Annotated in this window: 26 protein-coding genes; all 26 read right to left on the bottom strand. The window is 37.2% G+C overall.

Features of this window, described 5'->3' with window-relative positions; all coding sequences use genetic code 11:
* Positions 1-2: 2 nt before the first annotated feature.
* The 26 genes from rimM to C8C76_RS15145 all read right to left on the bottom strand — a co-directional run bounded on the left by rimM (position 3) and on the right by C8C76_RS15145 (position 26,518).
* The gene (rimM, locus tag C8C76_RS08855; protein WP_108140820.1) at positions 3-515 is read right to left on the bottom strand and encodes a ribosome maturation factor RimM; all 513 of its coding nucleotides are present in this window, start codon (positions 513-515) and stop codon (positions 3-5) included.
* Between the two features lie 21 nt (positions 516-536).
* Positions 537-764, bottom strand: a complete 228-nt coding sequence (locus C8C76_RS08850) for a KH domain-containing protein (protein WP_108140818.1) — start codon at positions 762-764, stop codon at positions 537-539.
* Positions 765-783: 19 nt separating this feature from the next.
* The gene (gene rpsP, locus C8C76_RS08845) at positions 784-1,047 is read right to left on the bottom strand and encodes a 30S ribosomal protein S16 (protein ID WP_076543573.1); all 264 of its coding nucleotides are present in this window, start codon (positions 1,045-1,047) and stop codon (positions 784-786) included.
* Positions 1,048-1,094: 47 nt separating this feature from the next.
* On the bottom strand, positions 1,095-2,435 hold the full coding sequence (gene ffh, locus C8C76_RS08840; protein ID WP_108140816.1) for a signal recognition particle protein: 1,341 nt from the start codon (positions 2,433-2,435) through the stop codon (positions 1,095-1,097).
* A gap of 12 nt (positions 2,436-2,447) precedes the next feature.
* Positions 2,448-2,801: a YlxM family DNA-binding protein gene (gene ylxM, locus C8C76_RS08835; protein ID WP_258222464.1), complete on the bottom strand. Its 354-nt coding sequence runs from the start codon at positions 2,799-2,801 to the stop codon at positions 2,448-2,450.
* Positions 2,802-3,243: 442 nt separating this feature from the next.
* Positions 3,244-4,167: a signal recognition particle-docking protein FtsY gene (gene ftsY / locus C8C76_RS08830; RefSeq protein WP_108140812.1), complete on the bottom strand. Its 924-nt coding sequence runs from the start codon at positions 4,165-4,167 to the stop codon at positions 3,244-3,246.
* A complete protein-coding gene (gene smc / locus C8C76_RS08825) occupies positions 4,168-7,776 on the bottom strand; it encodes a chromosome segregation protein SMC (RefSeq protein WP_108140886.1) in 3,609 nt (1,202 codons plus the stop codon). It abuts the gene before it with no gap.
* A 66-nt stretch (positions 7,777-7,842) separates the two neighbouring features.
* Positions 7,843-8,103 (bottom strand): stage V sporulation protein S, encoded by a 261-nt coding sequence (locus C8C76_RS08820; protein WP_108140810.1) that lies wholly within the window; start codon positions 8,101-8,103, stop codon positions 7,843-7,845.
* 152 nt (positions 8,104-8,255) lie between these two features.
* Entirely contained in the window at positions 8,256-8,966 is a 711-nt protein-coding gene (locus C8C76_RS08815) for a pseudouridine synthase (protein WP_108140808.1), read from the bottom strand.
* Positions 8,967-9,030: 64 nt separating this feature from the next.
* Entirely contained in the window at positions 9,031-9,717 is a 687-nt protein-coding gene (gene scpB, locus C8C76_RS08810; protein WP_108140806.1) for an SMC-Scp complex subunit ScpB, read from the bottom strand.
* A 4-nt stretch (positions 9,718-9,721) separates the two neighbouring features.
* Positions 9,722-10,450, bottom strand: coding sequence for a segregation and condensation protein A (locus C8C76_RS08805; protein WP_108140804.1), 729 nt, complete (start codon positions 10,448-10,450; stop codon positions 9,722-9,724).
* Between the two features lie 17 nt (positions 10,451-10,467).
* Positions 10,468-11,109, bottom strand: a complete 642-nt coding sequence (locus C8C76_RS08800; RefSeq protein WP_108140802.1) for a site-2 protease family protein — start codon at positions 11,107-11,109, stop codon at positions 10,468-10,470.
* A gap of 29 nt (positions 11,110-11,138) precedes the next feature.
* Entirely contained in the window at positions 11,139-12,770 is a 1,632-nt protein-coding gene (locus C8C76_RS08795; RefSeq protein ID WP_108140800.1) for a CCA tRNA nucleotidyltransferase, read from the bottom strand.
* Positions 12,771-12,836: 66 nt separating this feature from the next.
* Positions 12,837-14,165, bottom strand: a complete 1,329-nt coding sequence (locus tag C8C76_RS08790) for a nicotinate phosphoribosyltransferase (RefSeq protein WP_108140798.1) — start codon at positions 14,163-14,165, stop codon at positions 12,837-12,839.
* Between the two features lie 22 nt (positions 14,166-14,187).
* Positions 14,188-15,492 carry a pyrimidine-nucleoside phosphorylase gene (locus C8C76_RS08785; protein ID WP_108140796.1) on the bottom strand — a complete coding sequence of 435 codons (1,305 nt, stop codon included), beginning with the start codon at positions 15,490-15,492 and terminating at the stop codon, positions 14,188-14,190.
* Positions 15,493-15,507: 15 nt separating this feature from the next.
* Positions 15,508-16,320 (bottom strand): purine-nucleoside phosphorylase, encoded by an 813-nt coding sequence (locus tag C8C76_RS08780; protein ID WP_108140794.1) that lies wholly within the window; start codon positions 16,318-16,320, stop codon positions 15,508-15,510.
* Between the two features lie 121 nt (positions 16,321-16,441).
* Positions 16,442-17,545 carry an aminopeptidase gene (locus tag C8C76_RS08775; protein WP_108140792.1) on the bottom strand — a complete coding sequence of 368 codons (1,104 nt, stop codon included), beginning with the start codon at positions 17,543-17,545 and terminating at the stop codon, positions 16,442-16,444.
* A gap of 53 nt (positions 17,546-17,598) precedes the next feature.
* Entirely contained in the window at positions 17,599-18,783 is a 1,185-nt protein-coding gene (locus C8C76_RS08770) for an endonuclease Q family protein (RefSeq protein WP_108140790.1), read from the bottom strand.
* Complete coding sequence (locus tag C8C76_RS08765) at positions 18,783-19,316, bottom strand: NUDIX hydrolase (RefSeq protein WP_108140788.1); 534 nt, start codon at positions 19,314-19,316, stop codon at positions 18,783-18,785. Before C8C76_RS08765 ends, C8C76_RS08770 begins: the two co-directional genes overlap by 1 nt.
* Positions 19,317-19,329: 13 nt before the next feature.
* On the bottom strand, positions 19,330-20,118 hold the full coding sequence (spo0A, locus tag C8C76_RS08760) for a sporulation transcription factor Spo0A (RefSeq protein WP_108140786.1): 789 nt from the start codon (positions 20,116-20,118) through the stop codon (positions 19,330-19,332).
* A 107-nt stretch (positions 20,119-20,225) separates the two neighbouring features.
* Positions 20,226-21,902: a DNA repair protein RecN gene (gene recN / locus C8C76_RS08755; RefSeq protein WP_108140784.1), complete on the bottom strand. Its 1,677-nt coding sequence runs from the start codon at positions 21,900-21,902 to the stop codon at positions 20,226-20,228.
* 24 nt (positions 21,903-21,926) lie between these two features.
* Entirely contained in the window at positions 21,927-22,778 is an 852-nt protein-coding gene (locus C8C76_RS08750; RefSeq protein ID WP_108140782.1) for an NAD(+)/NADH kinase, read from the bottom strand.
* Between the two features lies 1 nt (position 22,779).
* On the bottom strand, positions 22,780-23,607 hold the full coding sequence (locus C8C76_RS08745; RefSeq protein WP_108140781.1) for a TlyA family RNA methyltransferase: 828 nt from the start codon (positions 23,605-23,607) through the stop codon (positions 22,780-22,782).
* Positions 23,586-25,517, bottom strand: a complete 1,932-nt coding sequence (dxs, locus tag C8C76_RS08740) for a 1-deoxy-D-xylulose-5-phosphate synthase (RefSeq protein WP_108140779.1) — start codon at positions 25,515-25,517, stop codon at positions 23,586-23,588. Before dxs ends, C8C76_RS08745 begins: the two co-directional genes overlap by 22 nt.
* A gap of 4 nt (positions 25,518-25,521) precedes the next feature.
* The gene (locus C8C76_RS08735) at positions 25,522-26,088 is read right to left on the bottom strand and encodes a hypothetical protein (protein WP_258222463.1); all 567 of its coding nucleotides are present in this window, start codon (positions 26,086-26,088) and stop codon (positions 25,522-25,524) included.
* 265 nt (positions 26,089-26,353) lie between these two features.
* On the bottom strand, positions 26,354-26,518 hold the full coding sequence (locus C8C76_RS15145) for a hypothetical protein (RefSeq protein WP_166637118.1): 165 nt from the start codon (positions 26,516-26,518) through the stop codon (positions 26,354-26,356).
* Positions 26,519-26,823 lie beyond the last annotated feature (305 nt).

Here is a 26,823-nt window from a genome sequence, read left to right as displayed (position 1 = left end):
TCCTAAAGATCTAAGATCCCTGGAATAGGATCAACAATAATTTTTTTGTTTTCAAGGTCAATTTCTATAATCATTTCACGACTGGCAGGCAGCATATATTCTTTATCCTGGCCTTTGACCAGGAAAATATCTGTGCCTGAAGTGTCAATAACATCTATTAATTTTCCCAGATATTTCTCAGATTCAAGATAGACCTCACAGTCTATTAAATCATCGACATAAAAGTTATCTTCTGGAAGTAAATATTTTTCAGACTCATCAATTAAAACCTGATAATTTTTAAGTTCTTCTGCTTCATTAATTGAATTAATGTCAAAAAACTTAATGACTACAAATTGTTTGTGAAAACGGATATAATCAATTTCCAGCTCTTTAAGCTCATCTCCTCTTTTAAGATAAACAGTATCTAAATCAAAGAATCGCTCTGGAATATCGGTGGTTGCTTTGACACGAACCTCACCTTTGTTTCCCTGAAAACGAGTTATTATCCCAATTTCTAAATAATTATCACTCAATTATTTCACCAGCCTGAAAAATTATTTAATATCAACTCTTACTTTTGTTCCTTCTTTGGCTGCAGCAGCATTGACAACGGTTCTAATTGCTTTAGCAATTCGGCCTCTTTTTCCAATGACCTTTCCCATATCTTCATCTGCAACAGAAAGCTCCACAGTAATAGAATTATTATCTTCAACCCTATTAACTGAAACTTCGGAAGGATTGTCTACTATGGATTCGGCAATAAATTGAATAAGTTCTTCCATGGAGAAAACCTCCTTTTAATTACTCATTACCGTGGTACTTAGCCATTACACCTGACTTCTTTAACAAAGTCTTAACTGTATCTGAAGGCTTTGCACCATTATTTAACCACTTGAGTGCTTTTTCTTCATCAATATTATATGTTTCTGGTTCAGTTGTAGGGTCATAGAAACCTAATTCCTCAACAAAGTATCCCTGAGGAGCTCTCTTGGAATCAGAAACAATAACTCTGTATGATGCATTACGCTTACTTCCCATTCTTTTTAAACGAATCTTAACTGCCATCTATCAAACACCTCCCTCCATTACTAATAAAAGTTGCAAATTCTATTTTAATTGAAAAATGGTAGATTAAAGCCTCCACCTTTTTTCATTTTACCACTGTTTAACTGCTTCATCATCTTTTTAGTCTGTCTAAACTGCTTTAAAAGACGATTTACTTCCTGGATGCTGGTTCCACTTCCCTGAGCAATCCGCTTACGGCGAGAACCATTAATAACTTCTGGATCTCTTCTTTCTTCCGGTGTCATAGATGAAATTATAGCTTCAATATAATCAAGCTGTTTATCATCAACCTGCATATTTTTAAGCTGTTTTGCTCCACCCATCCCGGGAATCATGCCCAGAATATCTTCCATTGGACCCATGTTTCTTACCTGATCCATCTGCTCCATAAAGTCTTCTAAAGTAAATTCGTTCTTTCTCAGTTTTTCTTCCAGAGCCTGAGCTTTTTCTTTATCAATGCTCTTTTCTGCCTTTTCGATTAAGCTTAAAACATCTCCCATACCTAAGATACGAGATGACATACGATCAGGATGGAATGTTTCTAGATCCGCAAGTTTTTCTCCAGTACCGGCAAATTTAATTGGTTTACCGGTGATTGCTTTAATAGATAAGGCTGCACCACCACGGGCGTCACCATCCATTTTGGTTAATACAATTCCATCAATGTCAAGACGATCGTCAAAGTTTTTAGCTACATTAACTGCATCCTGACCTGTCATTGCATCAACAACCAGCAGAATCTCATTTGGCTCAACTGTAGACTTGATAGACTCAAGCTCTTCCATCATAGTCTGATCTATATGCAGTCGTCCTGCTGTATCAAGGATAATAGTGTCACAGTTGTGAGAAGAAGCATAATTAATACTTCCTTTAGCTATATCAACCGGGTCACTGTCTTCTCCCATTGAAAACACAGGCAGGTCTAGTCTTTCTCCAAGCACCTGTAGCTGTCTAATCGCAGCCGGGCGGTAAACATCTGCTGCAACTAACAAAGGACTCTTACCATCCTTTGATAATTTGCGGGCCAGCTTACCTGCACTTGTTGTCTTACCAGAACCCTGCAGTCCAACCATCATAATAATTGTAGGTGGTTCCGAAGCAATAGCAATATCTTCTTTACTTCCACCCATCAATTCCTGCATTTCTTCATTTACAATTTTAATAACCTGCTGGCCGGGAGTTAAACTGTCCATAACTTCCTTACCAACAGCTCTATCTTCAATTTTTGAAATAAAGTTTTTAACAACTTTGTAGTTAACATCCGCCTCTAAAAGAGCCATTTTTACCTCTTTTAAAGCAGCTTTAACATCTTTTTCTGTCAGTTTACCTTTTCCTCTTAACTTATCAAAGGTATCCTGAAGCTTTTCAGCTAGATTTGAAAAAATCATAATTTACCTCCTCTAGAGGATCGATTTGATCGATTCCAGTTTTTTGCGCAGATCCTGATTTTGATCTACAGCTAAAATACCTTTAGCTGTCATCATTTCTTCTAAGTCATTTATATTTTTTCTAATTTTATTATATTTCTCTAAAAGTCCAAGCTTAGCTTCATAATCTTCTAAGCTCTCTTCACTTCTGTGTAAATGATCATAAACTCCCTGCCGGCTGATGCCTATATTATCAGCAATCTCAGAAAGAGATAAATCATTATAGAAGTAACTTTTAATTATCTGCTGCTGTTTTTCTGTCAGCAGAGATCCGTAAAAATCAAATAACATTGTAATTTTAATTGTTTTCTTTAGCAAAAAAATCACCTGTAAAGTTAATTTACTTAACACAGGTGATAGTATATGATATTTTGGAGCTTTTGTCAAGCTAAAATTTCAAAACATCCTTAAATTTTTTAATAGGTTAAGATTGAGCCCAGAAAAATTATCTAAATCTCCAAATTAACTTTTTTGTAGCACTAAAAATTTATATTCATTTAAAATCAGACTACCTTCTTGATCAGCACCTCCTGTGCTGCATTCAGCTACAAACCTCCTGTTTGTAGGTCTGATTTTAAATAAATACTCATTAAGTACTACAATAAAAAGTTACTAAGTCAAGTTTATCTAATTTTTTCTGGGCTCAATCTACTCTTTAATTAAATTTTTAATTAAGTTTTGAAATTTTAAGCTTACAAAACTCTCTTTTTAAATATCTTTTTAAAAAGTTTAGCCGCATATTCTTTTTCTTTTATTAAAAAGTAACTAATTACTCTTCACTGCTGAAAAGGGCTTCTATAAATTCTTCTGGATCAAAGTTCTGCAGGTCTTCTGCTGCTTCTCCAACTCCAATCAGTTTGATTGGAATATCGAGCTCATTTTTAACAGCAATTACAATACCACCTTTGGCAGTACCATCGAGTTTGGTTAGAGCAACTCCATCAACATCTACAGCATCGTTGAAGAGCTTGGCCTGAGAAATTGCATTCTGACCTGTTGTAGCATCCAGGACAAGCAGAACTTCTACCCCGGCACTTATTTCTGCTGCCTCTCTGTCGATTACTCTTTTTACTTTTTTGAGCTCCTCCATTAAATTCGTCTGAGTGTGCAGGCGGCCTGCTGTATCTACAATTAAGAGATCTACATCTTTAGCTCTGGCAGATTGAACAGCATCATAAGCAACTGCTGCTGCATCTGAACCTTCCTGCTGAGCAATTACATTAACTCCCAGACGGTCACCCCAGATCTGAAGCTGCTCAATAGCCCCAGCTCTAAAAGTATCACCAGCTGCCAGCATTACCTTTTTACCCTCTTCTTTGTAACGACCGGCAATCTTAGCAATGGTGGTGGTTTTTCCAGCACCATTAACTCCAACCACCATGATAATATTTAAATCTTTATCAAATTTAAAGCCACCTTCATCATTCTGCAGTAAACTCTGCAGCTCTTTCTGAAAATAGTCCATTAATTCCTCTGGTTCAGTTATTTCTTCCTGATCAACATCTTCTCTTAATTTTTCAATCAGGGTAAATGTTGTTTTTACACCAACATCTGCCTGAATTAAAACTTCTTCTAATTCTTCAAATAAATCATCATCAATATTTGTTCTGCCAGTAAAAATATTTGTTACCTGATTGACAAAGCTTTCTTTTGTTTTTTTAAGTCCATCTTTTAATCTCTGTAAAAATCCCACTTATAAAGCCTCCTTGATATAATTATCATTAAATTCTTCTGCCTGATCTAACTTTAAAGAAACCAGACGTGATACACCAGATTTTTCCATAGTTACACCATAAAGCGAATCTACTTCAGTCATCATATAACGTCTGTGAGTTATAATAATAAACTGAGCTACTTTTGCATATTTTTTGATAAAGCTGGCAAAACGAACAATATTAACATCATCTAAAGGAGCATCAATTTCATCCAGCACATAAAAAGGACTTGGCTTAACCTGGATAAAGGCAAAAATTAAAGCAATCGCTGTTAAAGCCCTTTCCCCACCAGAAAGTAAGGATAAACTCTTTAAACTCTTACCCGGCGGCTGAGCGTGGATTTCTACTCCAGTTGTTAACAGTTCTTCTGGATCGGTTAATTTAAGTTCTGCCTTTCCTCCCTGAAAGAGGGCCTTAAAGACCTTTGAAAACTCTTCCTTAACCTGATAAAAAGTATCAGCAAACATTTTTTCCATTGATTCTTCTATATCAGAGATTACAAGTTCAATTGAATTGCGGGCATGTTTTAAATCAGCCTGCTGTTCATGCAGATAATCCAGTCGGTCTTTTAATTCAGCATATTCTTCTACAGCCGCCTCGTTAACAGGATGCAGGCTGTCCATCTTCTTCTTCAGATCATGAATCTTGGTTTCTACTTCAGCTTCATCTTCATCCTCAATTTTAATTAACTGATCTTCCTCAATTTCCTCTGGACGGAGCTCATAGTCATTAATTAAAATTGATTTAATATTTTCCAGCTTATCATCTAACTTGGTATATTTTAAGTCAAGCTGATGAAAATTATCTTTTACCTTATTTAACTGCTCCTGCAGTTCTTTTGCTTCTTTTTCCTTGCTTTCAACTTCTTTTTCCAGGTTTTTAACTTCAGTTGTTAAACTATCCTTTTTATGTTTTAGTTTTTCACCCTCAGATTCCAGCTCTTTTTTCTGCTGCTGTAGTTTAACTTTGCGGTCAGCAATTCTCTCCAGATCACTGCTGATCTCTTTAATTTCTTTTTCACGCTCTTTAATTTCTTTTTCCTTAAGTTCTAAAGCCTGCTTTTTATCATTTAGTTTTTCCTGAGCATTATTTCTTTTTTCTGAAATTCTGGCTCCATCAAGTTCCAATTCCTTCAGCTGAGGTTCCAGTTCCTTAAGATTTTCCTGCTTTATCTTTAAAGCAGCTTTTAAATCATTGATCTCCGAACTAAGATTTTTAATTTCTGCTTTGAAGTCTTCAATTTTCTCCTGCTTGAATTTAATGGTCTCTTTATTATCCTGAAGACTGGTGTCCAGCTCAGAAAAATTATCCTGTCTTAAATTCCGGTCAGATTTTAATTCTTTTAAATTTTCTTCAGCTCTATTTTTATCATTTTTAATATTGTTTTCTTTCATTTTTAGAGCCTGTAAATCTGATTTGAAATCCTCCAACTTCTCTCTTTTCTGGTCCAGCTCTTTTTTATCATTTTCTAATCTTTCAACAAGTGATTTTCCTTTTTGTTGTAATTTACTTCTGCGTGACTTTAGTTCCTCAATTTTTCGACTGCGGCCAATTAAATCTCTACTGTTGCTGGAGCTGCTTCCTCCAGAAATAGCACCACCAGGATAAACAACATCTCCTTCGGTGGTAACAATCCGAAAACTGCGCCTGATATTTTTGGCCATCTTAACAGCGTGGTCAAGGTTATCACTAACTACAATCTGCCCTAAAAGAAAATTGAATACATTTTCCAGGCGCTCCGGAAAATCTACCAGATCAACTGCCAGCCCAATAAATCCTTTCTGATCGGCCAGCTTGTCTAAATAACGATCACCAAGGCGGGAACCATTAACCATATTGAGAGGTAAAAAAGTTGCCCGACCTCTGTTATTTTGCTTAAGGTATTTTACAGCATCTTTTGCTGTCTGGTCATCTTCAACAATAATATTCTGCATCTTGGCACCGAGTGCAGTTTCTATGGCCTCTTCGTATTCAGCTTTGACAGATACTATTTCTGCTACCACATCAATCAAACCACTAAACTGCTCTCTCTTTTCTAAAATACTGCGTACACCATTATAATAGCCCTCGTAACTTTCCTGCATCTCTTCCATCAGCTGCAGCCGAGAATTATAATGCTGATAATTTTCTTTTGTCTCTAATAGCTGATCTTTACCTGCTTCTAAAGCCTGCTCTTCTTCTTTGATTTTAGCTTTTAAAGCTTCTAATTTATCCTGTTTATTTTCGATCTCTTTTTTTACTGCAGTCAGTTCTTCCTCTATTTGAGAGGCGTGCTCAGATTCAGTCTTTATCTTCTCATCTATTTGATTTTGATCTGAAGATATTTCCTGGAGTCGATCACTGGAAATTTCAACCCGCTCTTTTAATCTCTCTAGAGCAGAATTTTCCTGCTGGATTTCCCTTTTTTTAGCCTCAATTTTATTTTCTTTTGCCTGAATTTGCTGATTGAGTGATTCAATCTTTTCTTGATTCTGAGTAATATTATTTTTTAACTTATCAATCTCTTTTTTAATATTCTGCTGGTCAGAATTTATTAGTTCAAAATTTTCGGCTGCTTTTTTTACTTCTGCCTGTTTATTTTGACACTCTTTTTTGAGTTCAGCAATTTTAGCTTTTAGGTTTTCTTTATTTTCTATGTAGTTATTTTTTCGCTCTTCCATAACATTAAGATTGTTTTTAATCTCATTTACCTTGTTTTGATTCTGAAAGTAGCTGTTGCTGACCTCTTCTTTTTCATTTTTTAGAGCTTTAAGCTGATCTTTATTATTATCCAGCTGATAAGAAAGGGCATTATAGCTGCTCTGCTTTTCATTTAATGTTTTTTCCTGTGCTTCTCTTTTTTTACTTAAGTCTTCAAATTTAGTTGAATTAATTTTCCACTGTTTATTTAAAAGGCTAATTTCCAGATCAGAAAGCTCATCTTTATAACCTTTATATTTTTTAGCTTTTTCTGCTGCTTTCTTTAAGGGATCATGCCTTTTTTCCAGTTCATCAACCAGATCATGAATTCGATTTAAATCATTATTTGTATTTTCAAGTCTTTTTTCGGCTTCTTCCTTGCGGGACTTATGCTTCATAATCCCCGCTGCCTCTTCGAAGAAAAGACGCATTTTATCCGGTTTGGATTTGATAATTGAATCAATTCTGCCCTGACCGACGATTGAATACCCATCACTGCCCAGTCCGCTGTCCATTAAAAGCATTTCTATATCTTTTAACCTGCAGGAAGCACCATTAATTAAATAATCACTGCGGCCATCATCTCTAACTTCACGCCCAAGTGTCAGCTCTTTTCCTTCAACTGGCAGTTCACCACTGGAATTATCAAAAAAGAGGGTTACACTGGCTTTCCTTTTGGCATTTAATTCTTCACTGCCGGAGAAAATAATATCAGCCATTCTGCTTCCCCGCAGATTTTTGGCACTCTGCTCCCCTAAAACCCAGCGGATAGCATCCACAATATTACTTTTACCACTACCGTTTGGACCCACGACAGCAGTTATATTTTCTTCAATTTCTATATCAGTTTTATTGGCAAAGGACTTAAATCCTTTGAGTCTAATTTTTTTTAGAAAAATATTAACCACCAACCTCACAAGTTGATTTTACATTTAAAAACCTACCCTCACGGATAGGTTTTAAAAAATCGTGATTTATCTCGGTTCTACTAAAAATTTAATAGCTGTTCTTTCTTCTCCATCAATTTCAATTTCAGTAAATGCCGGAATCATAATTAGGTCCATTCCATTGGGGGCAACATAGCCTCTGGAAATTGCAATCGCTTTGATAGTCTGATTGACTGCTCCAGCTCCTACTGCCTGTAACTCAACTTTTTTATCCTCTCTTACTACTGCTGCTAAGGCACCTGCAACAGCTTTTGGATCAGAATGTGATGAAACCTTTAATTCTTCCATAAATAATTTAACTCCCCCTCAAAATTAATATAATATTTTTTTCTAAAAACAGGTGGAGAATCTTCAGGATTATTAAAAATAATCATGAGAATATTTAAACAGCTAGTTACTTAATTCTTGATTGAAGGAGTTATTCCTTCTTTTATGCTAAATTAAAGCATATTTTTCAATTTTGTTATTTCCTGGTTACTGAGATATCTAAATTCTCCTTCTTTAACTCCAGCAAGGGTAAGAAAGGCAAATCCAATTCTTTTTAAAGAAATTACTGAAAAACCTGCAATTTGGGCCATCCTTCTGACCTGCCTGTTTCTGCCTTCATGAATAATTATATCAAACTCGGTCTTATCACCTTTATAATTGACATTTGATATTTTAGCCGGTGCTGTTTTTTGACCATCAATAACCATTCCATTTTCAAATTTATTAAAGTCTTCCTCAGTCATTTCTCCCTGAACAAGAACTCGATACTTTTTATCTACTTCTTTTTTGGGATGAGTCAGTTTATAGGTTAAATCACCGTCATTGGTCATAATTAAAAGTCCTGAACTGTCATAATCAAGTCTGCCGGCAGGGTAAAGACGCTGTTTTAAGTCAGGAATTAAATCCATAACTGTTGGCCGACCTTCCGGGTCAGAAACTGTAGTAATATAACCCTCCGGTTTATTCAATAAAAGATATCTCTTTTTCTCTTCACTTATAAGTTCACCATCAACAACTATTTCGTCCTCGTCGGGGTCAACCTTAAATCCCATCTCAGTAACAACTTCGCCGTTAACTTTGACTCTTCCTTCTGCTATAATTTCTTCCGATTTTCTGCGAGAAGCAACCCCTGCATGGGCCATAACTTTCTGCAGTCTCTCCATTTTTTCACCTCAAAATTATTTTAGATAATATTGTTTTCTTAATAAATTAATTTCCTTTAACTGATTATTCCTTCTGGTCAGTTTCTTCTTCATCTAATTCTTTTTCCTCAGCAGCTGCCTTTTCGGCCGCCTCTTCTATTTCTTCTGCAAATAATTTTTCCACCCTCTCAATTTCGGGCAGTTCAGCTAAATCTTCAATATCCAGATACTCTAAAAACTGATCTGTTGTTCCATAAATAATTGGATTACCAATAGTTTCTTTTCTGCCAACTTCTTCTATTAACTCATATTTACTTAAAGTAGTCAGAGTTCTTTCCACACTAACTCCCCTAATTTCCTCAATTTCTGAGCGGGTCACCGGCTGTCTGTAGGCAATTATTGCCAGTGTTTCCATAGAAGCAGTAGAAAGAGAAGAAACCTTTGTGATATCAAATAACTGCTCTATCTCACGGGCGAATTCCTTTTTAGTCTGAAATAAATAACTATCATTATATTCTTTGAGCTGAATTCCAAATTCTACTCCCTGATATTTCTGCTCTAAATAGATAATAATTCTTTCTAATTTTTCTTCTGAAAATGAAGTTATCTCCTTAATTACCTCCCGGGGAAGCTTTTTTTTGCTACTAAAAATAAGGGCCTCCACCAGAGCGATTTCCTTTGGCTTTAAATCTTCAAAACCAAGATTCTCCAGAATTTTTTGTTCCTTTTCTCTTCTCTTTTGACTGAGATAACTTATATTATCTTCGCTCATCAAATCACCTTTCCATACTGATTCGGATATCAGAAAAATTATTATCCTGAACCACCTTAATTCTCTTTCTCTTCATCAGCTCAAGTAAAGCAAGCAGACTAACCACAATTTCCAGCTGGTTGTTCTCTTCTCTGATTAACTGATAAAAAGAAATCTCCTGATTGACCTTTCTTATATCTTTTAAAATATCTCTAATTTTATTGCGGATATTAAATTTCTCTTCTTTAAGATATTCAAGTTTGGGATTTCTTAAGACCTCTGTTTCTTCCTCTTTTTCGGCTGTTAAAGCCTTAACAACAAGCTCATAGAGCTCAGCTGAGGAAATTTCCAGATCAACCTGCAGCATTTCCGGCATTAATTCTTCAATATCAACCTGAGCCTGATAGCGATTGCCGGCCTCTTCTTCCCATTCTTTAAGCATCTGAGCAATATTTTTAAATAATTCATATTCTCTTAGGCGAGTTATTAGCTCATGCTCACTTTCTTCTTCCTCTTCATCTTCTTCCTGAGGCAGCAGAGCCTTAATTTTAATTTCGATCAGCTCGGCAGCTATAATCAAAAACTCACTTGCCAGATCAATGTCAAATTCCCGCATCTGATCTAAATAATCAAGATACTGATCAGTAATTTTGGCAAGTGAGACCTCACTGATATTAATTTCATTCTTTTTGACCAGCTGATATAAAAGTTCCAGTGGACCTTCAAAGTCATCGAGCACTAATTTATAATCCATAACTTAACCTCTTTCGCTTAAAGTAATATTCCGTAAATGGTATTAACCAGTGGACCGATAATACTCCAGAGAACACCTGTATAAGCTAAGAGTAGTAATAAAATCATTCCATAAGGTCCTTCCAGTTTGCGGATATACTTATCAAATTTAGGTGGTAAAATTCCCATTAAAATTTTGGAACCATCAAGTGGTGGCACCGGCAAAAGATTGAAAAAGCCCAGACTTAAATTTATAATCACTGCCAGCTGAAAAAAGACAAAAAATGTCTGAACAAGGTTGCCATAACCGGCCATCTGCAGCTGATATAAACTTGCCGAACTAAAATAAACAATAACTCTTGCAATTAAAGCAAATACGGCGGCCAGAAAAAAATTAGATCCCGGGCCGGCCAGACTGACGAGCATCATTCCCTGTCTCGGCTTTTTATAATAATTCGGATTAATCGGTACCGGCTTAGCCCAGCCAAAACGTCTGGTTAAAACTAAAACCAGGCTGCCAATCGGATCCAGGTGGGCCAGCGGGTTTAAAGTCAGTCTCCCCTGTGCTTTGGGAGTTGGATCTCCCAGTTTATAGGAAACATAGCCGTGCATAAACTCATGTAAAGATAAAGAAAGTAAAAGCACGGGTATTAATAATAGTAGTTCATAAACTGTACTCATTATTTCACCTCTCAATAAATCTATTTAAATTAAATAATTTCTTTTAGATATTCTAAAGCCTCAGCGCGAGTACTGAGCTGTCTGCGCAGTATCTGATCCCGGACTTCAAGTAAATATTCTCTGATTTCCGGTCCCTGCTCCACTCCCATCTCCAGCAGATCGTGACCGGAAATAGGTATTTCTACCTCATTTCTGAGCTGCAGGTGATTAAAAACTTCTTCTACATATTCCTGCTTATAATTCTGAACCGTATACATAATTAGTTCTTCTGCCTGATAGGACTCCAGTTCCCTAAATCTCAAAGCCGGATCTTTAAGGTCAAAAACTGAAGCATTAAGCTCTTCCCAGTTTTTATGAATAAAAGTTTTCTTTTCCGGAATCGAAAGCGGCCAGGATTTTATTACGCTTTCTTTATTATTATAAAACAAAATCATTAATCTGACAAGGAAATGATTAACTTCCAGCCCTTTTTCTCTGCTTAAAGCAAGCAATTTTTCTCCCTTCAGAAAATCAGCATCTATACTGCTGTTAAACTGGTAATTATCTCTAATCAAATTTAAAACTGGAATTTGATTTAAGAGAATAGATGAAAACTGCGAAATATCTTTTCTGGCGTCAAAAAGGTAGGCAAGTTCTGTAAAAATTCTTTCTAAGGCCAGTTTATGATAATCATAATTTTTTAAAGAACGCCTGCTTAATTCTACAGTTTCAGCACTTAATTTAAAATCTTTTAAAGTCTGAAAGCGAATTCCCCTTAGAATTCTTAAAGGATCATCCCGAAAGCTGTAATTGTGAAGCACCCTGAGGATCCCATTTTTTAAATCAGTAAGACCACCAAAAAAATCATATAAAAAACCTTTTCTATCTGGATGCAGATCAATTACCAGGGTGTTAATTGTAAAATCACGGCGAAACAAATCAGAAAAAAGATCAGCTTTTTCTACCAGCGGCAGGGAACCAGGGAAATGATACTTTTCTTCCCGGCAGCTTGCTATATCAATTGAGTAGCCGTATTCATTGTGTAAAAAGCCGGTGGAAAACTTGTTGTTGTAATCATAGTCATAACCAAATTTAGCTTCTAAATGAGCAAAAAAGTCTTCTAAATCACCATCAAGTAAGATATCAAGATCTTTATTTAACGGCAGATCGATCAATAAATCTCTAACCTGGCCTCCAACCAGATAGAGGTTATATCCCAGCTCAGCAGCTTCTGCAGCAAGTTTTAAGAGCAGTTCTCGTCTCTCTTCAGGCAGTTGCTTTATTAAATCTGATTTATAGTGGAGGAAAGATGCCTGATTATGATTGTTCTTCTGATATTTTTTTAATAAATCAAGACCCTTGTCCAGATCAATACTTAAACTCTGATACTTATAATTTTTATGATAGCTAACCTTATGCTCTCCTGCTTTTAATTTGCCTAAAAACTGAATTTTATATTTTAACAGGTTAACACTTTCTTTATTAAAATAAACATTATCTTCATCAATCAGATAATTGTTTTCGACATAATATCTTTGATCTTCCTGATCAACTTTTAAAGCTATTTTTTTGAAATCAACTTCTTTTAAATTATTAACTTTGATGATCTGACCATTAAAAGTATAATATTCTTCTGCCATTGAATTAAGAAGTTTATCTAATAATTCATTTTTCTTTTTCATTATTATTCACCACTTTAAAAGACTGCCTCAATAGAGACAGCCTGAATTATAATCAAAATTTTATTTCTATCCAATTTTACTGAGGTCAATTTTCTCCAGTTTTGGATTTTCCGCAGCTGAACGGCCAACTTTTGCCAGGTCAATCCATTCCCCATCATATTTGACCTTAACAACATCTGCTGTAAAATCATTTTTGGTTCCCTCACAGGAGCAGTTGGATAAGAGCCAGCTACCGACTCCATAAATATCCACCGGTACCTGTGATGATTCAAAACGATCAATTTTTGCCGGGTTAAAACCACCAGTTGCAATAATTTTTACATCCTGACAGTAATTTTTAGCTATTTCCAGATCTTCAGGTCTTAAATCCCACTCCTGGTAGGCATTATCCAGGGCGTTGCGCAGGTTGAAAATAAGTCTGGAATTAACACCATTATCAAGTTCTTTTTTGCCGAGTGGCTCAACACTTTTGTCTCTTAAATCAGAGGAATTATCAGGTCTTACCCCAAATAATTTATATTTTTTTGCTTCCTCTTCCTGTCCGGCTTTTAATAATTCAAGATATTTATCGAACATCGCCTTTAAAACTTCTAAACTTGTATTAACACAGTCATTATCAAAATCAACCAGAGCAATCCGGTTCACATCAAGCGGCATTAAACGACAGAACTGCAGCATTGCTTCGGCAGTCTCACCCAAAAATGAAGCTACATAAGAATGGCTGATAGTTCCACCACCTTTTCCTCCCCACCAGGCTCCCTGCTCATCAGTCGAAATATAGCGCTGAGTGTTAGTTCCATATTCATTATTATAGGCATTAACCCCTAAAGAATAAGCATAACCGTGCATCGCCTGTGATTTATAATGGGTAAAACGAGCCGGGAAGAAAAGAATATCTTTTCCCCGAGCGGCAACCATCACCTCATAGACATTGGTAGCAATTCTTGAGGCTTCTGTTAGTGAGCCAAGCATTGGAGTTTCTAAAATTGAAAAATCACGATACCTACCCCTAATTTTTATTACCGGATCAACATTATGAGGATTACCTTTATAATATGCCTTTTCCCCATCATGACAGGCCTCTACCTCTAAATTAGATGAGGTGTTGATAAAGTTTCCGTCTTCATCTTTATAGCCTGTAGCAGTTTTTAAAATTGAAAGTGCTTCATCTATCCCACCAAGAATACAAAATGGCTGACGTCTGGGAAAAATCTGCATTTCCACTTCAATATTTCCAATATCCTGTCCCTGAAACTGATAGCCTTCCTCAGAGATAGCAGTTAAAATACCTGCAATATTACGAAAATAAACATCTGAATACCAGCCATCAGCCATTCTTTCTCTATCTAACTGGAAGAGTTCAGTTTCCAGACGCTCACCATTAAAAATAGTCATAAACTCACCTCTAAAAATTCACTTATTTAATTATCTCATAGATTAACTTGTTTTTTGCTTTCTCTGCATCAGTAATCGTAAACGCTTTAAGTAGTTTTTGCTCTGCTTCTTCAAGATTTTTATCATCATTATAATGTAAAACTGCTAAAGTGTCACCCTGACTGACTTGATCTCCGGTTTTTTTATTTAGCTCTAAACCAACAGCAAGATCAATTTCGGATTCTTTATTTTCACGACCAGCACCTAAAATCATTGCTGCCAGGCCGACATCTAAAGCTTTAATTTCCGAAATATAACCTGACTGTTCTGCTTTTACTTCAAAAACTCCAGCAGCAGTTGGCAGCAGTGACAAATCTTCAACAACTTCTGCATTACCGCCCTGAGCAGTTATCATCTCAGCAAATTTAGCTAAAGCCTTACCATTTTTTAAGTTCTCTCTTAAAATCTTTTTGCCCTCTGCTGCATTTTCAACCTTACCTGCCAGCTGCAGCATTCCAGAACCAAGTTCAATACAGAGTTCTGTTAGATCTTCCGGTCCTTCACCTCTAAGGGTTTTAATAGCCTCTTTAACTTCTAATGCATTCCCCACTGCATTACCTAAGGGCTGATTCATATCAGTTATATAAGCTGCTGTATCTCTGCCAACTTCTTTACCGATAGCAACCATTGCTTCTGCAAGCTTTTTAGCACTGGCAAAGTCTTTCATAAAAGCACCATTACCGGTTTTAACATCAAGTACAATTGCGTCCGCTCCTCCAGCCAGTTTTTTACTCATAATACTGCTGGCAATCAGAGGAATTGACTCCACTGTAGCTGTAACATCCCTTAAGGCATAAAGCTTTTTATCAGCCGGGGTTAAATTTCCTGTCTGACCGACAACTGCTACTCCATGCTGATTTACATTATCGAAAAATTTATCTCTGCTTAAAGAAGTATTAAAATCAGGAATTGATTCTAATTTATCAATTGTACCTCCAGTATGGCCCAAACCGCGGCCTGACATTTTAGCAACTGGTATTCCGGCTGAAGCAACTAAGGGAGCTAAAATAAGAGTAGTTGTATCTCCAACTCCACCGGTGCTGTGTTTATCAACCTTAATCCCCTCAATCGGACTTAAATCTATCATATCACCTGACTCTGCCATCAGCATGGTTAAATCAGCAGTTTCTTCAGCATCCATCCCCTGAAAATAAACTGCCATTGCCCAGGCTGACATCTGATAATCAGGTATATTTCCCTCAACATAACCGTTAATTAGAAATTCTAACTCTTCTTTATTAAGTTTTTGACCTTCTCTTTTTTTATATATTATATCATATGCACGCATTTCTAAACCCTCCTGCTAGATATTTTTAATAATACCTCTCATCAGTTTAATAAAATCAGGTCTTACTTTTTCGGCAATCTCTACAACCTCTTTATGATCTAAAGGTTGATTTAAAACTCCTGCAGCCATGTTTGTTATACAGGATACTCCAACAATTCCAAGCCCCATATGGTTGGCTGCAATTACTTCTGGAACTGTAGACATTCCAACAGCATCAGCGCCAATTGTTCTTAAAAATTTAATTTCAGCCGGTGTTTCATAACTGGGACCTGATTCAGCAGCATAAACACCTTTTCTGGTCAAAATACCGTTTTCTCTAGCAACATTTTCTGCTACTTCAATTAGTTCTTTGTTATAGGCCTCAGACATATCGGGAAAACGAGGACCAAAGTCAGCAAAATTTTCACCAATTAACGGGTTATCTCCCATTAAGTTGATGTGATCAGAAATAATCATAAATTCCCCGGCAGAAAATTCTTCATTAACTCCACCAGCGGCATTAGTCAGAATCAATTTTTCAATTCCAACTTCTTTCATTATTCTAACCGGCATAACCAGTTCCTGCATTGAATAACCCTCGTAGTAATGGGTTCTTCCCTGCATGGCAATAACTTTTTTTCCTTCCAGCTCGCCAATCACAAAGCGACCAGCATGACCCTCAACTGTGGAAATAGGAAAGTTATTGAGCTCACCATAATCTATATAAACAGGATTTTCAATTTCCTCAGCCATTACACCAAGCCCTGAACCCAAAATAAGTCCAATTTCGGGCCTGTAATCAAGCTCGTCAGCAATAATTTCGGCATTATTTTTAATATCTTCAAGCATAATTAAAACCTCCAAATTAGTAATTTTTTATTTTTCTCTAAAAATCAATGGAAAAAATTTTAGTTAAAAGTTGATTTAGTTTGAATTTTTCTCTGTTTAGAAATAATTATTCAAAAAAAAACTAAATTATAAATTTACCATCACGATAGATCAATTCACCATCAGCATAAATTTCTCCACCGTCTTTCATATCACAGAGCATATCCCAGTGGATAGTAGAAATATTCTCGCCGCCTGTTTCTGGATAACTGCGGCCCAGTGCTAGATGAATTGTACCTCCAATTTTCTCATCAAACAACATGTTTCTTGTAAATTGGGTAATTCCTTCATTACAGCCTACTGCTACCTCTCCTACATAGCGGGAACCTTCGTCTGTATCCAGCAGTGAATGCAGTAATTCTTCACCCTTAGCAGCTGAGGCGTTGATCACCTTTCCATTTTTAAATTCCAGTCGGATATCTTCAATTTCCTTGCCGCTGTATATCCCGGGGAAAGAAAATCTAATCCTACCCTCAACACTGTCCTCAATCGGTCCTGTAAAAACTTCACCACCTGGATAATTTTCCTTACCCTTATCTGCAACCCAGGTTCTGCCGCCAACCTTACACTTTAAATCTGTATCTTTGGAGATGAAATGCAGCTCATTTTTTTGATTTAAAATCTTAGCGATTCTTTCCAGTTCCCTGCCAAATTCAGTCCAGTATGCAACCGGATCCTTTTTATTAAGGTGACAGGCTCTGTAGACAAACTCTCTGTAATCGGCTAAAGACATTCCTGCTTCCTGAGCATCAGCGTGAGTTGGGTACTGACAGATATTCCAGTTTAATGAACCTTCTGCAGCCCGATTCATTACAATTTCGCTTATTTCTTTTCTGGCAATTGAATGTTTTTTTATTTTTTCTGGGTCAACACCGGCTAAATTTTTTGTGTTGTTGTGGCCGAGAATTCTTAAAGAAGCATCGACATTTTCCATTAAATATTTGGTAAATGGTGCACTGTAATCAAGCTGTTCCTCGGAGGCATGTTTATAAAAAAGTTCTTCCTGCTCGGCAAATTTAGTGATTACCAGCGGGTGGCCTCCATTTTTTAAAGTTTCTATATAAACTTCTTTGATCAAATCCTGACTGACATCTTCGCCCTGGATTAAAACCTGATCTCCTTTTTTTATCTCAAGTGAATAGTTAACAAGTAATTCAGCATATTTTTTTAATTTCATATCTGCCATAATTTAACCTTCTTTCTTTTTTATTTTAAAATTGAAGAAAAGATCTTTAAAAATTAAAATAAAACTTTGCCGTAAGTTCCGCCACCACCTGATTGGAAACTAAAATCATGTTCACGGGCTTTTTTAATCTTTTTAAAAACTCGAGAACTCATACACTCTTTCAGCTCAGCCTGAGCTAGATTGTGAATAACATCCATTTCTGTACCGCAGTTTTCAAAAAGCTTAGCGGCAGTCTTTTTACCAATCCCCGGAATATCAAGCAGTGGAACCTGATAGGTATATTCCGGCCTGTGGTCAGGATGCTGGGGGCTTAAGTTATCTGCAATTTCTAAAATTCTATCTTTTACCCCAACTACAACTTTATCAGAACCACAGTCAGGACACTTTAGTACAGCTTTAGAACCACTGAAAATTTTGTCACATTCCTCACAGTGACTGCGGTGATATTTTCCGAGTTCAGGATTTAAACCGTAATTTTTGCTAATTCGATGACCGGATTCCCGCCTCAAAGCTTTCAGTACTGATTTAAAATTTAGAGCTTCCAGTTCCATAATATTATATTCTCTGGCTATTTTGGGAAGTGAATGAGCATCAGAGTTACTTAAAAAAGTTTTGGCAGCTAATTCTGGCATTAAATCTGCCATCACAGTATCTGCACTGAGCCCGAGCTCAATAGCAGGAATTTTGTCCCACTCTTCATCTGAAAAAACCTGGCTGTAATTACTAAAAGCTCTGCCGTAAAAACTTTTATGGGGTGTAAAGATATGAGCGGGAATTAGGATTCCTCCATGATAATCGACAATTTTTAAAAGCTCATCTCCTGTTAGACTGGCAGCCTGAGAGCTTAAAGTTATATTAGTGATATAATTATCCATTGTGGTGCTGAAATTCTTAATCTGTTTTATTCTGGGAAAAAAAGCAAGGTAATGAACCTGACCACCATTTTTTTCTCTACTTTCAATTTCTGCCCCTGGTAAAACCAGCAGCTGGTCTGAATAGAGTATTCCTCCTTCAGGCAGCTCTCTCATCTCACCGGCAGCCAGCATTCTATCGATATCTTTTAAAACCACTGGTGAAGCACAGTCGATAATCCCAATAATATCAAGCCCTTTTTTAAAAGCAGCTTCTTTTAAAATATTGGGAAAGTTGAGCTTTCGGGAAGCAGTTATTTTGACAGGACTGCCGTCACTGCCCCCGCCAATATGAATATGTAAGTCTGCAAAGTACTGCTTTAACATTAAAAATCACCAAGATAATAGATTACTGCGATCAGAGTTTTACTGTCTTTAATTTTTCCAGCTTTAAGCAGTTCCCTTAATTCTTCTCTACTTTTAGGAACAACTTCAATATATTCTCCCTCTTCTAAATCTCTACCGACAAATCTTAAATCTTCCGCCTGATAGATATAAATTGTTTCGGTACTGTAACCCGGGGTTGGAAAAAATTCAAATAACTTAGTAAATTTTTCAGCACTATAGCCTGTTTCTTCCCGCAATTCTCTGCCGGCACAGTCAACCACATCTTCATCCAGCTCTAATTTTCCGGCCGGAATTTCATAAATAACTTCATCAACCGGGTATCTGTACTGTTTGATTAATAAAACCTTTCCAGCTTCATTTTCTGCCAGCACAGAAACCCCACCACTGTGTTCTACTACTTCTCGGGCGGATTTATGTTTGTCAGGAAATTCAACTTCATCTCTGTATAATCTTAAAATATTTCCTTCATATATTGTTTTACCTGCAGTCTTTTTTTCTTTTTTTATCTCCATTATAAGCCTCCGTTTATGAAACTTTTAAATTAACCATTATTGTATCAGCGATTCTGGCAATAAACTGTGAATTGGTCGGCTTAACATTTTCGTTAATATTATTTTTAAAGTATTTTTCCAGTGCTTTTTGATTTCCCCGCTGCCAGACAACATCAATTGCATGTCTAATAGCTCTCTCAACACGGCTCGGGGTAGAATCAAATTTCTCTGCCACCTGGGGGTAAAGTTCTTTAGTTACCGCACCAAGTAAATCCATATCTTTAATTACCAGTTCAACAGCCTGACGCACATAGCGGTAGCCTTTGATGTGCGCCGGGATTCCAAGTTCCTGAATAATTTTAGTTATCAGGGGCTTGTAGTTTCCATTTTCAACCTCTAATTCTGCATTTTGAACTGTAAAATTATCAGCAGCGCTACTCTCTGCTTCCATCAGCTGTTTTATTCTCTGGGTCAATTTATCCAGGTCAAAGGGTTTCATAATATAATAATGAACTCCAAGTTCAAGGACTGTTTTCATTATTTTATCATGTCCCATTGCAGTTAAAGCAACAATTTTCATTTCATCTATTAGTTCTTTGGAGTTTAACTCTTCTAAGACTCCAATTCCATCCAGATGAGGCATTATCAAATCTAAAATCAATACATCCGGCTTTTTATTGTTTTCAAGATATTCTAAAGCCTGCTCACCATCATAAAGCATTCCCACTACATTAAAATCATCATTTTCATCAAAAAATTCAGCTAAGAGCTGACAAAATTCCTTATTATCATCAACAATCAAAATATCAATAGTCTTTTCCATAATATTTCCCCCTCATTTATTTAAAAAAGCATTTTCAGTCCCTGCTGAAAATATGTTGTTAATATCCCTTATAAATTATGATCCCTAATAAAAATAGTATCTCCTTATTATTCAGCCATCAGCAGTAATTCTTCTGCATGAGCAAGAGTTTTTTCAGTCATTTTTGTCCCACCAATCATCCTGGCAATCTCTTTAACTCTTTCGGCTCTATCTAAAGCATAAATTTGAGTAAAAGTTCTGTTTTCTCCCTTTTCTTTTTGAATTAAGAAGTGATGGTTGGCTGCACTTGCCAGCTGAGGCAGATGTGTAATACAGATAATCTGTCTGTCTCTGGAAATCTGGGTAAGTTTTGAAGCCATCTTGGCAGCTGTTTTGCCACCAACACCACTGTCAACCTCATCAAAAACCAGGGTATCAACCTGATCAAGATCAGCGGTAATGGTTTTTAGTGAGAGCATTATCCGCGATAACTCTCCTCCGGAAGCAATTTTAGAAAGTGATTTTAACTCTTCACCCCGGTTGGGAGAAATTAAAAATTCAATCTGGTCAGTACCATCAGCAGAAATTTCTTTTTCTTTAAAATCAACTTTAAACCTGACATCTTCCATTGCCAGATCCTGAAGTTCATTTTTTAACTGTGTTTCTAGATTTTTAGCAGATTCTTTTCGGTGCCGGGAAAGCTTTTTAGACTTATCAGTAAGCTCTTTTTTTAATTCTTGTTCCCTTTTAGTTAGTGAAGCAATTTTTTCTTCAACATTCTCTAATTTATCCCTTTTTTGATAAAGTTCCTGCAGATAAGAAATTACCGTCTCCACATCTTCTCCGTATTTTCTCAGCAGAGTATTGATCAGATCCAGACGGTCACTAATCATTGAGATTCTTTCCTCATCATAGGCAAAAGAACTTTCAAAATCACTTAAATCAAAGCTGAACTCTTCCAGACCATAATAAATATCAGCAAATTTTTGATTTAGCTCTTTTAGTTCCTGATTATAATCTTCAATTTCTGCAAATTTATTTTTTAGAACTGAGAGCCGGTCCATTATCCCCTTATCTTTGTAATCATCACCACTAAGAGCAGATATTAATTCTGCCACAACTCTGTAGATTTCCTCTCCGTGAGAAAGGGTCTGGTATTCCTCTTTTAAGTCTTCGTATTCACCTTCTTTTAAAGCTGCCTCTTCAATTTCTTCAATCTGAAAATTAATAATATCCAGTTCTCTTGCCCGCTGAGAATCATCAATTTCAATTTCAGAGAGCTCCTGGCGCAGCTGAAGCAGTTTTTGATACTGACTTTTAATTTCGCTTTTTAAAGGCTTAATTTTATCACCGATAAAAGCATCGAGAACCATCAGGTGAGAGCTTTGATCCAAAAGCAGCTGATGCTCATGCTGACCGTGGATGTCAATCAAATAGCGGCTGATTTTTTTAACGATTTTCAGGGTGGCAAGCTGACCGTTAATCAGGGTGCGGTTGCGCCCATTTTCCCGAATTTCCCTGGCAATCAGGATTCCACTCTCCTCTTTTTCGATTCCGGCCTCACTCAAAATTTGATTAATTATTTCGAGCTCTTCAGGCTGAAAAAAAGCAGAGATATAGGCTGCTTCTTTACCACTGCGGATTATATCAGTATTTGCCCGGGCTCCAAGCAAAAGATCCAGGGCTCCGATAATAATAGATTTACCGGCACCGGTTTCTCCGCTTAAAATATTTAATCCCTGTTTAAAATTAATGTTCACCTTATTGATTAAGGCGAAATTCTTAACCTGTAGATCACTGAGCATAATTTTTCCTCCTGTCGGTTACAGTTAGGCAAGGTGCATTTTTTCTTTAACAGTAGTGTAAAAAGTTCGGTCAGGCAATTTAATAATTGATAATTCCTGGTCTGCCCCACTGATATAAATCTCATCACCGGGAATAATCTCATTCTTCTGTCTGCCATCTGCACAGCCTTTAACAGAGCGGCCATCACTATCTACTTTGATTCTGATTCTTTCTTCGGCAGAAATCACCATCGGCCGCAGGTGGAGATTATGAGGACAGATTGGAGTAATCAAAATCGCTTTGATCTGACGGGGATTAATAATTGGTCCTCCAGCCGAAAGAGAGTAAGCTGTAGATCCAGTTGGGGTAGCAATAATCAAACCATCACCCCGAAAATTATTGACAAGCTCATTATTGATATAAAGCTCTATTTTAAGCATCTGAGAATCTGGATCTCGATTAATGACATAATCATTGAGGGCATAACTGCTGTTTATTTTTTCTTCACTTCGGTAGTGTTCTGTCTGCAGCATCATTCTCTTTTCGATATTATAATTATTATTATCGATCATTTCCAGTGCTTTGATCAATTCATCAGTTTCTACATCTGTTAAAAAGCCCAGGTGGCCGACATTAATTCCCAGGAGTGGAATCTCACTGCCGATAAAATGGTGAGAGCTGTGCAGAAAAGTTCCATCACCACCAATGATTATTATGTAGTCTGCTTCTCTTTTAATCTGCTGGTAATCTGCTCCTCTTTTTTTCTGACCAAGCTGATAGGCAGCCCTCTTTTCAATCAGAAATTCTTTATCCCTTTTTTCAAACCACTCAACAGCTCTTTCAGCAACAGTAAAGGCTTCTTTTTTATCTAAATTAACTATTAATGCAGCTTTCATTTTAAGAACCCCCCAGCTCTGTATGGGCCGTCCTGACAGTTTTATTTATTTTATCCTGCCAGCTCTGGCGGTCAAATTCAGGCTTATTTTCGCAATATCTGAGATGAACTAAATATTCAATATTTTTACTCTGGGCACCGGTAATTGGCGAATAATTTAGGGCAAGTGGTTCAAAACCCTCTTTAAGAAAAAAATCACTTAAGCTTTCAATTACATCTATATGTACTGCCGGGTCTTTAACCACACCATTTTTGCCGACCCGTTCTCTGCCGGCTTCAAACTGTGGTTTAATTAAAGCAATAAAATCACCATTGTTTTTAATAAATTTCTTAACCCCCGGTACAATCAGCCGCAGGGAAATAAAAGAAACATCAGTGACTACCAGTGGAACTTCAACCGGCAGCTGATCCTTTTCTAAATGGCGGAAATTACATCTCTCCAGCACCTCAACTCTTTTGTCCTGACGAAGTTTCCAGGCCAGCTGACCGTAACCGACATCAATGGCATAAACTTTTGTCGCCCCGTGCTGAAGCAGACAATCAGTAAAACCACCTGTAGAGGCACCGATGTCAATTGCTTCTTTAGCTGCAGGGTCAACAGCAAAAATTTCAAGTGCCTTCTCCAGCTTAAGACCTCCTCGGCTAACATAAGGGTTTTTATCACCCCGATACTCAATTTCAGCTTCCGGATCAATCTGAGTTCCTGCCTTATCTTCCCTCTGACCATCAACAAAAACCAGACCGGCCATAATTGCTCTTTTTGCCTGAGAGCGGCTTCTAAACATACCTCTTTCAGTTACTACAATGTCTAATCTTTCTTTTCTGGCCATAACTTATTTACCTCCTCTGCCTGAGCAAGCAAAGAAAGTGCATTTTTAAGAATACCTCTGGCATCCAGCTGATATTCTTTCTTCATTTCATCCATTCCGCCCTGGCTGACAAACTCATCGCCAACACCAATTCTCCTAATATTTTTGGGAGAAATACCTCGGTCGGCAGCAAACTCCAGGACAGCAGAAGAAAAACCTCCAGCCAGTACCTGTTCTTCAACAGTAATAATATTTTCTGAGTTCTTAAGTGCTCTGGTGATCATTTCTTCATCCAGAGGCTTAATAAAACGAGCATCAACTAAAGCTGTTTTATAGCCATTATTATTTAAAATTTCAGCTGCTTTTTGAGCTGGATAGACAGTTGAGCCAACTGCCAGAATGGTGAGATCCATTTCTGCTTCGATTTTGATTAACTCCTCTGCCTTACCGATCTCCAGATTTTTTAATTCTTCAACTTTAAGAGGCTTATAATCTCCAGCAGCACTACCCCGTGGATAGCGGAGTACAGCTGGACCCTCATAATTAACAGCAGTATATAACATATGCTGCAGCTGTTCTGCATCTCTGACAGCCATCATAACTAAATTGGGCACAGGGCGCAGAAAAGAATAATCAAATAACCCCTGATGAGTTTCACCATCATTGCCGACAATACCTGCTCGATCGACAGCGATAGTTAAATCTAAATTCTGAATCGCAGCATCGTGAATAACCTGATCATAGGCCCGCTGCAGAAAAGTTGAATAAATTGCACAGACAGGTTTCATTCCACCTCTGGCCAGACCTGTTGACATAGTTACTGCATGCTGTTCGGCTATCCCGACATCATAATATCTTTCTGGGTAAGAACGAGCAAATATCTCCATTCCTGTTCCAGAGGGCATTGCTGCTGTCACTCCAGCGATCTTTTTATCTGACTCAGCCATTCTAGTTAGAGTTTCACCAAAGACTTTACTGTAGCTTGCTTTTGTTTTGACCGTCTTTGAACTGCCGTCTTCAATATTAAAAGCTCCAACACCGTGAAATTTATCAGGGTTATTTTCAGCAGGTGGGTAGCCCTTTCCTTTTTTAGTTATAACATGTAAAAGCACAGGCCCTTCGATCGCTTCTGCCTGCTTAAAGTATTTCATTAATTCGATGATATCATGACCATCTACAGGTCCCAGATAGTTAAAACCAAATTCTTCAAAAAGAACTCCCTGAATAAAGCTGTATTTTAAAGCGCTCTTAACCCGATCAACTGTATTAGAAACAGTCTTACCAAAGCGGGGAATCTTATTAATTAAAAATTCTATATCTTCCTTGACTCTTTTTAGAGTTGGATCATTTCTTAAATTGGCTAAATAATTAGAAATAGCTCCCACATTATTGGAGATTGACATCTCGTTATCGTTTAAAATCACATTTATATCAGCACCAATATGACCGGCATGGTTTAGGGCTTCAAAAGCCATTCCGCCAGTCAGGGCTCCATCACCGATTACTGCGTAAATATCTCCCATTTCGTCAAGGTTTTCTCTTGCCATAGCCAGTCCAACTGCTGCTGAAATTGAAGTGCTGCTGTGGCCGGCTCCAATGATATCGTGAGGAGACTCAGCACACTTGGGATAACCACTCATTCCGTCTTTCTGTCTCAAATTTGCAAAGCAGTCTCTGCGTCCGGTTAAAATTTTATGGGTATAAGCCTGGTGGCCAACATCCCAGATAATTTTATCTGTGGGACTGTTCAAATAATGATGCAGGGCAATTGTCAGTTCTACTGTTCCCAGGTTTGAAGCCAGATGGCCGCCTGTTTTTGAAATATTTTCCAGTAAAAATTCTCTAATTTCAGCAGCCAGTTCTTTCAGCTGAGACCCCTTTAATCTTTTTAAATCATCTACTCCATTTATTTTCGCTAAATAGTCACTCATTAAATTAAATCCACCTCTTTTTTAGAAAACCGTAAATTTTATCATAAGTCAGATGAAAAAATGCTAGAAAACGGCCAACTAGAAAAATAATCTTTGTCGAGTTCTTCATTCCGTAATATTTAAAAAATGCCTTTCCACCAACAGTTAAGGCTGAAGCCAGTCCAATTAATGTCAGATTGGTCCATAAATTCGAAAAACCATAGTAGTTAATCAAATCAATTGCAATAACTGCACTGATTGCACCACTGATAGTTCCACAGATATCACCAACTATATCACACATTAAACTTGCTACTTTATCACCATTTTTCGCCAGATAAAGGGAAGTTTTAGCACCAAATATTTTTTTTGCTGCCTTTGCGTTAAACGGTTCAGTCCTGGCAACAGTAGCTGCCACTCCAACCATATCAGATAAAACACCTACTATAATAATAATTAACAGTATTATTACTGCCATCGGTAGGGGTACAAATTGTACCTGTGTCTGCGAGACTGATGAGACACTTACCGCAATAAAAAAAGTCATAATAGCAATAATAATACTGCTCTTTAAATTAGCCAATATATTCACCTCAATTAATAAAATAACAGATGGTAATATAATAGATAAATGCTGTGTCATAGGTCCAGCAGGTTTTCCCCGGGAATTCCTGTCTGTCGCCATTCAGGAGATTTCTCTTTAAATTCCCGCTGCAGGGTCTCCCACTGCAGAGCTGGATTACCACTCAGAACACACTTTAATCCCTATTATATCCCTTCTGGACAGTCTAGAAGTTTTCCTTGACAGCATTTAAACTATCTCCTAGCTTCTTTTGCAGTACTGGTTTCCAGCAGGTTCAACCCAGGGCTGGATCCAGGCGCCTGTGTTTTGCTACTGTCTCCAGTACCACTTCAAAGCAGGCTACACTGCTCAACCTTGCGGTTAGAACAGGTGAACCTGGCCTTGCTATGTATTTAATAACTCGACCAGGCCTCCGCGGGAAAGGGGTCAACGCCCACATGCCGTTGTGGATCGCCCCAAGCCCTTATCTCCCTGCAATGGCCCCCGACTGGGCGTCAGCAGCCATTACAAAGAACTTCATCGATATGCCCGTTGACGGATTTTTAGGCCCGCCTTCAAAGATAGTATGCTGACTAGAATACTGCACCATCTGCATTTTAACTAATTATAACATATTTATATTAACCCTTCAATTAATGCTGACGGTTCACAGAGATTCCGCAAATGATTTTTAAAAAATAAAAAAGAGAGAATATTACTTTAAACAGTATTTTCTACACTAAAATCAGCTCAAATAAGATACAG

This window comes from Halanaerobium saccharolyticum, from assembly GCF_003053565.1.
Classification (GTDB): domain Bacteria; phylum Bacillota; class Halanaerobiia; order Halanaerobiales; family Halanaerobiaceae; genus Halanaerobium; species Halanaerobium saccharolyticum_B.
This window is presented reverse-complemented; position numbering and strand designations above follow the sequence as displayed.